At 34.6% G+C, this 12,644-nt stretch carries 14 protein-coding genes; 9 read left to right on the forward strand and 5 right to left on the reverse strand.

Annotated elements, in window-relative coordinates; translation table 11 throughout:
• Positions 1-68: 68 nt before the first annotated feature.
• The gene (locus ABEG11_RS15135; RefSeq protein WP_348825011.1) at positions 69-1,034 is read right to left on the reverse strand and encodes a hypothetical protein; all 966 of its coding nucleotides are present in this window, start codon (positions 1,032-1,034) and stop codon (positions 69-71) included.
• Positions 1,035-1,279: 245 nt separating this feature from the next.
• Between ABEG11_RS15135 and ABEG11_RS15140 the strand changes: the two genes are divergently transcribed.
• From ABEG11_RS15140 to ABEG11_RS15170, 7 genes are all read left to right on the forward strand, one after another.
• On the forward strand, positions 1,280-1,708 hold the full coding sequence (locus ABEG11_RS15140) for a hypothetical protein (protein ID WP_348825012.1): 429 nt from the start codon (positions 1,280-1,282) through the stop codon (positions 1,706-1,708).
• Positions 1,709-1,869: 161 nt separating this feature from the next.
• Positions 1,870-3,930, forward strand: coding sequence for a methionine--tRNA ligase (gene metG, locus ABEG11_RS15145; RefSeq protein ID WP_348825013.1), 2,061 nt, complete (start codon positions 1,870-1,872; stop codon positions 3,928-3,930).
• Positions 3,931-4,134: 204 nt separating this feature from the next.
• Entirely contained in the window at positions 4,135-4,680 is a 546-nt protein-coding gene (locus ABEG11_RS15150) for a transposase (RefSeq protein WP_348825014.1), read from the forward strand.
• A 47-nt stretch (positions 4,681-4,727) separates the two neighbouring features.
• Positions 4,728-5,606 (forward strand): DMT family transporter, encoded by an 879-nt coding sequence (locus tag ABEG11_RS15155; protein ID WP_348825015.1) that lies wholly within the window; start codon positions 4,728-4,730, stop codon positions 5,604-5,606.
• A gap of 51 nt (positions 5,607-5,657) precedes the next feature.
• Positions 5,658-6,368 carry an HAD family hydrolase gene (locus ABEG11_RS15160; protein WP_348825016.1) on the forward strand — a complete coding sequence of 237 codons (711 nt, stop codon included), beginning with the start codon at positions 5,658-5,660 and terminating at the stop codon, positions 6,366-6,368.
• Between the two features lie 129 nt (positions 6,369-6,497).
• Complete coding sequence (locus ABEG11_RS15165) at positions 6,498-7,127, forward strand: CatA-like O-acetyltransferase (protein WP_348825017.1); 630 nt, start codon at positions 6,498-6,500, stop codon at positions 7,125-7,127.
• Positions 7,128-7,169: 42 nt separating this feature from the next.
• Positions 7,170-8,561, forward strand: a complete 1,392-nt coding sequence (locus ABEG11_RS15170; protein WP_348825018.1) for a hypothetical protein — start codon at positions 7,170-7,172, stop codon at positions 8,559-8,561.
• A gap of 5 nt (positions 8,562-8,566) precedes the next feature.
• Here the strand turns inward: ABEG11_RS15170 and ABEG11_RS15175 are convergent, their stop codons facing one another.
• Positions 8,567-9,406 carry an AraC family transcriptional regulator gene (locus ABEG11_RS15175; protein WP_348825019.1) on the reverse strand — a complete coding sequence of 280 codons (840 nt, stop codon included), beginning with the start codon at positions 9,404-9,406 and terminating at the stop codon, positions 8,567-8,569.
• 95 nt (positions 9,407-9,501) lie between these two features.
• On the opposite strand from ABEG11_RS15175, the gene ABEG11_RS15180 reads away from it, so the two are divergent.
• Both ABEG11_RS15180 and ABEG11_RS15185 read left to right on the forward strand, forming a co-directional pair.
• The gene (locus ABEG11_RS15180) at positions 9,502-9,894 is read left to right on the forward strand and encodes a DoxX family membrane protein (protein ID WP_348825020.1); all 393 of its coding nucleotides are present in this window, start codon (positions 9,502-9,504) and stop codon (positions 9,892-9,894) included.
• A 12-nt stretch (positions 9,895-9,906) separates the two neighbouring features.
• On the forward strand, positions 9,907-10,851 hold the full coding sequence (locus ABEG11_RS15185; RefSeq protein ID WP_348825021.1) for a polysaccharide deacetylase family protein: 945 nt from the start codon (positions 9,907-9,909) through the stop codon (positions 10,849-10,851).
• A gap of 337 nt (positions 10,852-11,188) precedes the next feature.
• Here ABEG11_RS15185 and ABEG11_RS15190 read toward each other — a convergent pair whose 3' ends face one another.
• The 3 genes from ABEG11_RS15190 to ABEG11_RS15200 all read right to left on the reverse strand — a co-directional run bounded on the left by ABEG11_RS15190 (position 11,189) and on the right by ABEG11_RS15200 (position 12,527).
• The gene (locus tag ABEG11_RS15190) at positions 11,189-11,665 is read right to left on the reverse strand and encodes a hypothetical protein (protein ID WP_348825022.1); all 477 of its coding nucleotides are present in this window, start codon (positions 11,663-11,665) and stop codon (positions 11,189-11,191) included.
• A 217-nt stretch (positions 11,666-11,882) separates the two neighbouring features.
• Positions 11,883-12,164 (reverse strand): hypothetical protein, encoded by a 282-nt coding sequence (locus tag ABEG11_RS15195; RefSeq protein WP_348825023.1) that lies wholly within the window; start codon positions 12,162-12,164, stop codon positions 11,883-11,885.
• A gap of 63 nt (positions 12,165-12,227) precedes the next feature.
• A complete protein-coding gene (locus tag ABEG11_RS15200) occupies positions 12,228-12,527 on the reverse strand; it encodes a hypothetical protein (RefSeq protein WP_348825024.1) in 300 nt (99 codons plus the stop codon).
• Positions 12,528-12,644 lie beyond the last annotated feature (117 nt).

Raw genomic sequence — 12,644 nt, forward strand, 5'->3', positions numbered from 1 at the left:
TTTAATTTTTAGCATAAAAAAAGGCTGTCAGATTGAAGACAGCCTTTTTGAAAAATAATATTTGGTATTTACTTGATAGAACTGCTTAACTCACTAAAATCTTTAGCTTTGATGTTATAGCTCATGATATCATATTCTCTATATATAACCTCACCTGTTTTACCATTTACAACACTGATGAATTTCTGTGAATTGACTTTGGTATACATCAGATAATAAAAGTCTTCCTTCGCATTCAGAATCATTTCATTAAGCTTGTCTGTATCAATAAATTCATATTTGTAGCTGTACTTTTTAAGTAATTCATCCGGACCTTCTCTATCAGAATCAGTTCCTTTGAAAGCATCATACTTTATTTTAATATAATCAGGAATATAAAGAGTCGAAGTTTTTAATGCTTTTATCTTCTTTTTATCATAATCTGTAGCATACGCAAAACTGTACCATTCATCTTTAAGAGTAGTATTAACAAACTGAAGGTAATTTTTCATAAAACCTAATTTATAATTATACAAGTTCTCGTCCAGATTGTAAAATGTTTTACTGTTAATCATACCCCACATACCTTCAGCATTTCCAGCAAAAAAGATAGCAGCTACTTCATTGATATCATACTTTGTTTTATCATTTTTGACTTTAATATCAGAGTAATAATAATACTTATACATCAAATGCAGATACTCATTTGTTATCCCCGATGTTCCCGGAGCAGGACTACTGGTAACAACATCGCCTTTAAACTCAAAAACAGCATATTCCTCAGTTAGATAATTAGCCTTTGTGTGTTCATACTCCTCTCTGGAAACAACTATATATTTATTCAAATCCCAAAATGAACTCAGCATTTTTTCAAATTCTGGAACATTAAAATCATCGATTACAAAAACAGTTTTTTTTGCTTTAATAATTTTATAATCGCCTTTTTTGAAATCATCAAAAGGACCACGATGGCTTCTGCCTACAGAAATCTGAGCTGTAGCCGTTAAACTTAACAATAGTATTGATAAGCCTATAAATTTCTTTACTGTAAACATTAAAAGAAGGTTTTTATAACCGAAAAACTGATGAATTTAGTTTTACTGAAAAAAACATAATCTACTCAAAATCGAAAATAGTTAAAAATGATTTCTGCTATTTGAGCTATAAAAGCAAATTCAAACTAAAAGATCAAAAAAAGATTTCCGGAAAATTTAAAAGTTTTTTTAAAGACGGAAAATCGTGTTTAAACGGAGAAATAGATTTGATTGAATTCAAAAAAGCCCAAAAAAAGATTCATAAAATGAATTCAAAAATTCAGAATTCAAAGCTTGTCCCAAAAGAGAAAAAAGATTCTATTAATCTGGACAAAATGCTGGATGAGCTAACAATAAATAAAATCACAAAAGACCAGGTAACATCAGTTTATTGGAATACTGACGAATTAGAATTAGAAATTTGGGATGCAAACCAGGAAGACGGTGATGAGATTTCAATTATGGCCAATGATCAAATCGTTCTGAAAAATTATAAAACACTGAATACTAAAAAGCATTTAACGATAAAATTACCAGCAGAAATTACCAGCATAAAAATTACTGCCAATAGTGTCGGACGATTTGCTCCGAATACTGCCAAAATAAACATTAAAAACTCTGAAAAATCAATTGATCTGGTTTCTAATTTAGAGAAAAATGAAACTACAGTAATTCAGGTTATCAAGGAAAAGTAACCGCTGTCAGTTATAAAACAGTTCTGTTTAATTTTACTTACTAACTGTTTCCGTCAGCAGTCATTCAACACATTTACTGCACACAGCTGAAGATTACCTCTAATAAAAACCATTAAACTCTCGATTCTATTGCTTATTTTTGCACTCAATAAAATTGAATCATGACACACAATCCAGAAAGATATACGATTACGGCAGCTTTGCCTTACACTAACGGACCAATACACATTGGACATTTGGCGGGGGTTTATGTACCTGCTGATATTTATTCGCGTTACCTGCGTCTGCAAAACCGCGATGTGCTGTTCATTTGCGGCAGCGATGAACATGGTGTTGCTATCTCGATGAAAGCCAAAAAAGAAGGCATTACACCACAGGAAGTAATCGACAAATACCACGGAATCATTAAAAAATCGTTCTCGGATTTTGGAATTGCATTTGACAATTACTCCAGAACTTCGGCAGATATTCATCATGAAACCGCTAAAGAGTTTTTTAAAAAACTATACGATAACGGTGATTTCATCGAAGAAGTAACCGAACAATTGTATGATGCGAAAGCAGATCAGTTCCTGGCTGACCGTTTTGTTACCGGAACCTGTCCAAAATGTGATAATCCAGAAGCTTACGGAGATCAATGCGAAAAATGCGGTTCTACGCTTAATGCAACTGATTTAATCAACCCAAAATCGACAATAACAGGAGAAACCCCTGTTTTGAAATCAACGAAACACTGGTTTCTGCCTTTGGATCGTTATTCGGACTTTTTGAACGAATGGATTCTTGTTGGGCACAAAAATGACTGGAAACCTAATGTTTACGGACAGGTAAAATCCTGGATTGACGGCGGACTCGAGCCTCGTGCAGTAACCCGTGACTTAGACTGGGGAATAGACGTTCCTGTTGAAGGTGCCGAAGGAAAAAAATTATACGTATGGTTTGATGCGCCAATTGGTTACATTTCGTCTACCAAAGAATGGGCGCAGAGAGAAGGAAAAAACTGGGAACCATACTGGAAAGATAACGGGACTAAACTGGTTCACTTCATTGGCAAAGACAATATTGTTTTTCACTGCGTAATTTTTCCAGCAATGCTAAAAGCTGAAGGAAGCTACATTTTGCCAGACAATGTACCAGCGAATGAGTTTCTGAACCTGGAAGGAAATAAATTATCTACTTCCAAAAACTGGGCGGTCTGGCTGCACGAATATCTGGAAGAATTCCCAAATCAGCAGGATGTGCTGCGTTATGCCTTGACATCGAATGCTCCTGAGACTAAAGACAATGATTTTACCTGGAAAGATTTTCAGGCTAGAAACAACAACGAACTGGTAGCGATTTTTGGAAATTTCATCAATCGCGTGGTGGTTTTGACCAATAAATATTACAACGGAATCGTTCCTGAACCAAATGAATTATCTGAAGTTGATGAGGCTGTTTTAACTGAATTGAAAGCCTATCCGGCTGTAATTTCAAGTTCGGTTGAAAGATACCGTTTCCGTGAAGCGCTGGGCGAAATGATGAATGCGGCCAGGCTTGGAAACAAATATTTAGCTGACGAAGAACCTTGGAAAATGATTAAAACGGATGAAGAGCGTACTAAAACCCAAATGTATGTGGCTTTACAGATTGCTGCTGCTTTGAGTTCATTATGTGAACCTTTCCTGCCGTTTACAGCTGCTAAATTGTCCCGAATCCTTAAAATTGAAAATCCAATCAGCTGGGATACTATTGCGGACAATTCAGATTTAATTCCGGCCGGGCATCAGATTGGCGAACCCGAATTGCTTTTCTCCAAAATTGAGGACGAAGAAATCCAGAAACAAATAGACAAACTCGAAGCTACCAAAACCGCTAATATCGCCGAAAACAAAGTAGCAGAACCACAGAAAGATTTGATTCAGTTTGAGGATTTTGCCAAAATGGATATCCGTGTGGGAACAATCCTAGAAGCTGAAAAGATGCCAAAAGCAAACAAGCTTTTGATTCTGAAAGTAGATACCGGAATTGACGTTCGTACAATAGTTTCCGGAATTGCTGAAAGTTTCAAGCCTGAAGATATTATTGGCAAACGTGTGACTGTGCTTGTGAATTTGGCACCAAGAAACCTTCGTGGTGTAGAAAGCCAGGGAATGATTTTGATGACAACAAATGCAGAAGGAAAATTGGTTTTTGTAAATCCAGATGCTGATGGTGTTGGAAATGGGGAGACGATAAATTAGCGTTTTTTGCCATATATGTGTAGAGACGTTGCACTGCAACGTCTCTTTTTGTTTCCACGCACCGTTTTTGTTTTAATGCGGAAAAATATTACATTCGTGATTGTCAATTATGCGTTTAGACGTGAAGTGCAACGTCTCTACATCAATCAAACGAATTAATATGAACGGTAAATTCCAAACAAATACCGAATTTCTTCTACCCGATTGAAAAATTGGGATTATGGTCAAAATGGTGTTTATTTTATAACGATATGCACTAAAAACAGGGAATATTTTTTTGGCGAAATTGTATCAGCCAATGGTGAAAATGAAATGCAGTTAAATGAAATCGGAAAAATGGCAGATGCATTTTGGACAGAAATCCCAAAACATTTTCCATTTATTGAATTGGGAAATTATGTGGTTATGCCAAATCATGTTCATGGAATATTGATTATTAATAAAACAAATATTGTTGATGACGCGGTACAGACGTTGCACTGCAACGTCTCTACGCCCCCGATTGATGAAAATGCGTCACAGAAAAACGAACAAATGTCAAAAATTTCACCATTAGCAGGGACAATTTCTACAGTGATACGTTCTTATAAATCGGTAGTAACTAGAAATGCCCATTATATTCACGCTGATTTTGAATGGCAAGAACGTTTTCACGATCACATCATACGTAATTCTGAATCTTTTGAAAGAATTCAAAATTACATTCAAAACAATGTAACAAATTGGAAGGAAGATAAAATTTATAATTAATTCACATAGAGATGTTGCACTGCAACGTCTCTGCATAATAATATACAATGAAACTCACAAAACCAAGATTAGCCCTAATCTACGGCATACTCTGCATTTCGATTTTCCCGATATTGGTAAAATTGCGTTTAACGCCGGGATTAATTTCGGCTTTTTATCGAATGTTTTTTGCTTTGGTGATGCTTTTGCCCTATGTGATTTTGAGCAGGAACTTCAAGATTCCTTCTTTAAAATTTGCCTTTTTGGCTGCATTTTGCGGTGTATTATTTTCTTCGGATGTTGCCGTTTGGAATATTGCTATTCAGGAGTCGAGTGCAACACAGGCATCATTGCTGACAAATCTGTCTCCGGTCTGGGTTGGAATTGGTTCTTTTTTGTTTCTAAAATCAAAACCGGCACCAAATTTCTGGATTGGCACTATCGTTTCCTTATTCGGAATGGTGGTTTTGGTTGGTTTTGAAATTTTCATCGAAATGAATTTCAATCAGGCATTCCTATTTGCCGTTTTGTCTGGAATATTCTATGCGATTTATCTTTTGGTCAGTAAAAATGTTCTTTCAAAAGTTGATGTTTTATCCTTTATGACCATCAGTTTAACGGCTTCGAGCATTTACTTGGGAATTCTTTGTTATAGTTTGAATGAGCCTTTTACCGGTTTTTCAGATATGGGCTGGTTCGTTCTTGTGCTTCAGGCTTTAATCTGCCAGCTGTGCGCATGGCTTTCGGTTAGTTATGCAACACAGCATATGCGTGCAACGAGAGTTTCACTGAGTTTATTAAGCCAGGCTGTAATTACATCCATTTTGGCTTGGCTGTTTTTGGAAGAAAAAATAAATTTACAAATGATTATTGGTGGAATTATTTTATTATTCGGAATCAGGATTACTTTTTATGATAAAACAATTTCATTGAAGGGCATTTCTTGAATTGAAATGATATGAATTATAAAATAATTTAGATAAAAACAACTTTACGATATGCTGCAGGAAAACAAAATTCCAAACCTAAAAGTTATCGCCTTCGACGCTGATGATACTTTATTTATCAACGAAACCTATTTTGACGAAACCGAGAAAAAATTCTGCGGTTTGATGGAAGATTATTTATCACATCAAGGAATTTCGAAGGAATTATTCAAAATTGAAATTGATAATCTAAAATTGTATGGCTACGGCATCAAAGGCTATATACTTTCGATGATTGAGGCTGCAATGAAGATTTCAAACAATACTATTCCTGTTGCTGTCATTGAAAAAATCATTCGCTATGGAAAAGAACTGCTCGAAAAACCCATTGTTTTATTGGATGGAGTAGAGGAAACTCTGGAAGCGCTGCATGGAAAATACAAACTGGTTGTTGCAACTAAGGGTGACCTGCTGGACCAGCGCCGTAAATTGCACAATTCGGGTTTAGGCGATTATTTTCATCACATCGAAGTAATGTCAGACAAACAGGAAATAGATTATCTGGACTTGATCAAGCGTTTAGAAATAAAGCCAGAAGAGTTTTTTATGATTGGCAATTCGTTAAAGTCTGATGTATTGCCTGTTTTAGCCATTGGCGGATACGCGGTTCATATTCCGTTTCATACGACTTGGGCGCATGAAAAAATTGATCATAAAGTTGTCCATAATAACTTTCATGCATTTGATAAAATAACAGAAGTTTTATCGCTATTTGAATTGTAAAAACTCTTTTTTAATATATTTTGAACCTGACTGGAATACTTTTTATTTAGTATTTTAGCTAGGTTTTTAATTTAAAACAAATTGATCCTCAAAGTGCCTAAAATTCGATTATTTACTAAATGCTAAAAAATGAAAACGCTTGTTGATTTGGACAATTGGAATAGAAAAGAACATTTTCTTTTCTTTAAACAAATGCAGGAACCTTTTTTTGGGGTAACCATCACTATAGATTGTACCAAAGCCTATGCTGCATCCAAAGCACTTGGTACTTCGTTTTTTATATATTATCTGCACAAGACATTGGTTGCCGTAAACGCTTTTGAGAGCTTCAGATACCGTATCGAGAATACTCATATCTATAAATATGACCGGATTGATGGTTCGGCAACCATAAGCCGTGCCGATGGTACTTTTGGGTTTTCATTGATAGAATTTCATCCTGATTATACCATTTTTGAGCAAACGGCAAAAACTGAAATTGAACGCATTCAAAACACAGCGGGTTTATTTACCCGTGAGTTCAAGGATGATAATGTTATTCATTTTTCGGCAATCCCGTGGCTTAATTTTACCTCGCTTTCGCATGCCCGCAATATGACTTTTCCAGACAGCTGTCCAAAAATTTCTTTTGGCAAGGTAATTGTATCAGATAATGGAACCAGAACGATGCCTATGTCTATTCATGTGCATCACGGTTTGATGGATGCCATGCATGTAGGGCAAATGGCAGATTATTTTCAAGGGATAATGAACCAGTAATAACGCAGCAATCTGATTAACCTGTATTTTTTATAAAACGATATGAAAAAGATAATCACTTTTTTAATTCTTTTCCAAAGCTCTTTCCTTTTTAGCCAGACACTCTTGGCCGCTTTTCCGCTGGAACTCAAAAAATCCAAAGAATACAGGCAAATAGTCAATGCCGAAAACATTCTTACTCATGATATCTTTGTTTTTGCTTCGGATAAAGAAAATCTCACGATCTTAAAATACAATAGTGCATTGTTTCTATCCAATCAATATGCATTGCCAAGACCAGACATTAGCTATAAGGAGATTGCAGGATATAGTTTTGGCACCGATGGAAATCCAACTTTGTATTGGTCCAGTCAAGATTTCAGAAAAATATTGGCTGTCCAATATGATTTGAATACCAAATCTACTGTTTCTATAATCGATTATGACCTGCAGTTTTTCAATCAGACAGTAATTACCCAATTTCAGGAAAACAATGGTTTTTATATTCTTGCAAAAAAGGAATTTGAAGAAAAACTGGTTCTGTATACTTTTAAAAATGGTACAAAAGATGAAAAAATACTCGATTTCAGTTCTTTTAAATTCCAGAACAGCAAAAGTAAAGCTATAAAGTTCAGCCAGATTCTGGAAGCGCTTCCAATTGAAAAAATAGAAACCAGCCAGTTCAATCCACTATTCAAAGGTGCGCAGAGAACAAAATTATACGTGCTAAAAAACCGCTTGCTTCTCACTTTTGATCATAATGATAACGAAACACAGGCATTCGAAATTGATCTTGGCACTTATGCAATTCAGGAAAAAAAATTCCCGAAGACTTCTACAAAAAATTACGTGAGCCTTTCTAATTCTTACTATCATGAAAATAAAATATACCAGCTCAAAGTAAATGCTGATGAGCTGCTGTTTGAGATAAAAGATTACAAAACCACAGACAGCATCAAGAGCATTCTGGTTTCAAAAACGGATACAATTCCTTTTAAGAGTTCTCCTTTGAGATTACAGCTGGAAGGACAAAGGCCAAAAGAGTTTAAGACTACGGCCAAGTTTTTGAATCAATTGGTGTATCTAGAAGTAGGACTGACGGTTTATAAAACTCCTAATTCTATTTTGATTACAATGGGAGGGACTGGCACTATCCAATTTACGGATATTATCAATTCATTGTCAAGCAATCAAATCAATGGTGATTTAATGTATCGTGATGTTCCCACAACGGTCTATTTTGAAAGTGTTTTCGATAAAAAACTAGAACATGTCAAAAAAGATCAGGAACCACTTGCTTTTGATTTTATTTCGGGTTTTCAGCAAGAACATCCCGAAGTAACTTTATCGAGCATTATACGCTACAAAAACTACTATATTCTGGGGTATTATGACAGTTATGTCAAACAATATACCATGCGGAAGTTTATTGATGGATTTGAGCGTAATTTTTAGAATTATTAGTTCTCTGAGATTATTTTTTTCATTTTTCTAAACTCCGAAGGACTCATGCCTTTATGCTTTTTAAAAAGTTTATTAAGATGGCTTACATCTGTCAGTCCAAATTCGGCAGCGATTTCTTTCAAGCGATAGGAAGTATGCAATAATCGTGCTTCTATCAGCTGCATTTTATAAGTGATAATGTATTGCTGAAGGCTTTCTCCTGTTTGTCTTTTAAAATATTCACTAACGTAGCTTACAGATACTTTAAAATGCGATGCAAATTGTTCCATTTTCAATGCATCTGGAGAGTATATATTTTGATGCACATATCCCAGAACCGACAAGGATTGGGTGGGACGATAGTGTCCAGCGGTGTCAATCATCGCAATATTCCGGGCTGCGATAGTGATAATTGTGTTTAATAACTGTTGCATTACTTCCATTTGATTAGCATCATTTCTGAGTTGTTCCATTATTAAAGCTTCTGCCAACGCTTTGATTAATTGTTTATCGGCAGTATTTTTGAGGATACAGCCTGGAAGGTGATTGTGATTGTAAAAAATATATTCCAGCTTTTGCAGCCATTCCTTAGGCTGGTTTTTTAGATAACTTTCATTAAACCTGAGAAAGAAAAACCGGGTGGTTTCCTTTATCTCGAAACCATGTGTGTCTTGCGGAAAAAGCAGGAATAGTTTATTGGGACTATACGCCAGCTGATGATTGTTAATGATTTGGTTTCCTGTTCCATCCAGAATGTAAACCATCTCAAAATAGCTGTTTTTGTGCTGTTGGCCAACGTATTCATCTGCTTCAAATATGCTCACTTCAAATGGCTTGTATAAGTTTTTAATCTGCATCTTTAAATTATACTGATTTATCTAGTAAATATACCAAATTTATAAAAATTATCTGTAGAAATTTGCATCATCAGTTAATAATTAAAATTTGAACTATGAACACCACTTCTTTTTTAGTACTCCGATTAGGAATTGCCATTAGTATGTTTGGACACGGTCTTGTCCGGTTACCAAAACTCGCTGCATTCAGTCAATGGATGGCCGGCAGCTTTGAAAAATCAATATTGCCCAAATTAGTAGTTACACCGTTCAGTTATGCATTGCCTGTTGCCGAACTTGGCATCGGGCTGCTGCTGCTTACAGGTTTGTTTACCAGACCAGCACTTTTGCTTTGCAGTATTGTGATGCTTGCGCTGCTTTTTGGCACTGCCATGATCGAAAATTGGGAAGCTATTCCGTCACAATTGCTGCATCTTCTTTTTTGTGCTGTTTTACTTCAGTTTATAGAGAGCAACAGCTGGGCATTGGACAATTTATTTGAAAAATAAAAAACAGCAGCTATGAACTCACGCAGAATATTTATAAAACAAGTAGGAATAGCCAGTGCAGCGAGCATGATGCCTTTTTCTGACGGAATGTTTAACGATAAAACACAGCCATCTTTGCAATCTCCATCAAAATGGGCCGATGGTTCCAGATTAGTCGTTTCGGTATCGATGCAATTCGAGTCGGGCGGAGAACCAGAAAATGCAGAAAGTCCTTTTCCGCAAAATCTGCAAAAAGGATATAAAGATCTGCCTGCTGCTACCTGGTATCAATACGGTTATAAAGAAGGAATTCCAAGAATGCTCGACAGCTGGGACAAGCTGGGTATCAAGGTTACCTCTCATATGGTAGGTACAGCAGTACTGAAGAATCCACAATTGGCCAGAGAAATTGTCGAAAGAGGACACGAAGCAGCTGCGCACGGGATGAACTGGAGCTCCCAATATAATCTGCCTTATGAGGCAGAAAAGAAATTCATTCAGGACGGTGTCGATGCCATAAAAAAAATAACAGGAACAACGCCAGTTGGTTATAATGCTAACTGGCTGCGCAGGGGAGAAAACACTTTGGAGATACTGTCCGAACTTGGCTTTAAATACCATATTGATGATTTGAGCCGCGACGAACCTTTTATCATTCAGGTCAAAAACAAAGACTTTGCAGTTGTTCCTTACACTTTGCGCAATAACGACATTCTTTTAATTGAAGGAAAAAATTTCTCAGCCGATCAGTTTTTCAATCAGGTAAAATTGGAGTTTGATCAACTGTACGCCGAAAGCGAATTCAGAAGAAGACAGTTGTCTATTAGTTTCCATGACCGTATTGGAGGAACGCCACAAATGGTAAAAGCAACGCAAAATCTAATTCAATATATGCAAAAACATACAGGGGTTTCGTTTAAAAGAAAGGATGAAATAGCCACATTAGCATTACAGGATAAAACGAGTATTAGAGAGTGAAAAGTTCAAATTAAATTTCAGTTTGGATTGTCATCTGGAAAGAGAAGGAATTTAGCGAAGTTGTTTAACGAAAACAAAAAAACAATATAAATACATGAAATACTCTCGGTAATTAAAACAGAAAGTCAATTGCAAATTTTGCCTAATGTGCCAATTGCTTGTAGCGTGTGTGGCTGTTGCACAACTCAAAAACAAGTAATATTAGTCAAGAAATGACAAGACACATAATTATATTTAATTGACTTACAATGTTTTACGAATTAAATATTTATGAAAAACAATCAAAATTAAACTAAGAGTTAGTTGTGCAATAGCTACAAGTGTTGGCAGTAGTGTTTTATTTTCTACAGAATATTCCAAATAATACCATAATTAATATAAATAGAATCAGAAAATAATTTAAACCTTTTCTTTTTTTTTCTGTTTCAACATAATGTTTAAATGAGAAAGGTATATTGTATTTATTAGAAATAATTTTAAGTATTTCATTCGCAAATTCATACGATTTAGTTTGACTACTTAATTTTGCTTCTTCAAATACACAAAATCTAAAAAACTCTTCAGCTTCAAGTTGGTTTTTTTTCAAATAATATATTACCGCTTCTTGAGTTACGAAATATCCTTTATGTTGTATATCCTCTATTTCAAATTGAAATTCAATAATTTCTTCCGGAATGACTATAATCTCTTTAAATTTTAATTTTTCATTTAAAAATAGTTCCCATTGTATAGCTTTATTAGCTAGATATAAATACTCGCATTCTATTTTATCGGCGCTAATTTTAATATTACAGTTTTTATGAGATAATTCCATTTAAAATTAAACTTTTTTAGTTTTCTTTTTTCAAAATTACTGCCAACGTCAGTCTGTGAATAAACTCAGAAGGAGGCTGTGAGAATCGACTGTATTAATTTTTTCTCCTACAGGTATCCGAATAATTTCTCTTTTTGACTTAGTTTTTTCACAGCCTGACGTTCTCTTGTAGCAAGTGTTAGCGGTAGTGCTTTTATTTATATTCTTTGAAATTAATTTACCATGGCATTCTCATAAGACATTCTTTAAGATGATTCTTGAGTTTGTCGTTAACTAAACATTCTTTTGGCGTCAAGTTATCTAAAGCCGGTATTTTTTGATTTATCCATGTCAAGCTTTCAATTCCAGATACTGCAAAAATTACGTTTGCAAGTTTAGTATCGTTTTCTAAAATTTCAATGAGTGTCAATTTTTCAGACTTTTCATCAAATTTATTTTCAAATAACGAAGAAAATTTAATCCAATTATCTTCATTGAAAAATTTTTCTATTTCACTCATTTTGTATTTATGTTGTGTTTCTGAATTATGCAACTGATGTTAGCGACAATCTTTACTAATTTATTATGCAATTACTTCATTGAATAAAAACCATGTAAATATACCAGTAATAATAATCTGAACTATGATGTAATTTTTTGCAAGTTCAATTTCCATTAACTTTTTTTTCTTTTGCCACATATAAAGATTAAAAATTGTAGGTGGCAATATAAGTAATGATATAAAAAATATTCCTGCAATTTGTGATTGATTTAAAACGTTGCCCAAAAGCATTAGTAATAATCCAATGCAAAATAAAATTCCTAAATAATATAGAAATTCGATTGCGATGATATTTATTAAATGATTGAATTTTATTTTCATTTTAGTTCAATAGTAGTTTTCGCAAATGTGACGCATTACCGCTAACGTCAGTCTGTGAAAAAACCTCCGTTTTAATTGCAAACAAATATAGTAAAATACTGTTGTTAAAACAGGAAT

It is taken from the genome of Flavobacterium aestuarii (genome assembly GCF_040049115.1).
Lineage (GTDB): Bacteria > Bacteroidota > Bacteroidia > Flavobacteriales > Flavobacteriaceae > Flavobacterium > Flavobacterium aestuarii.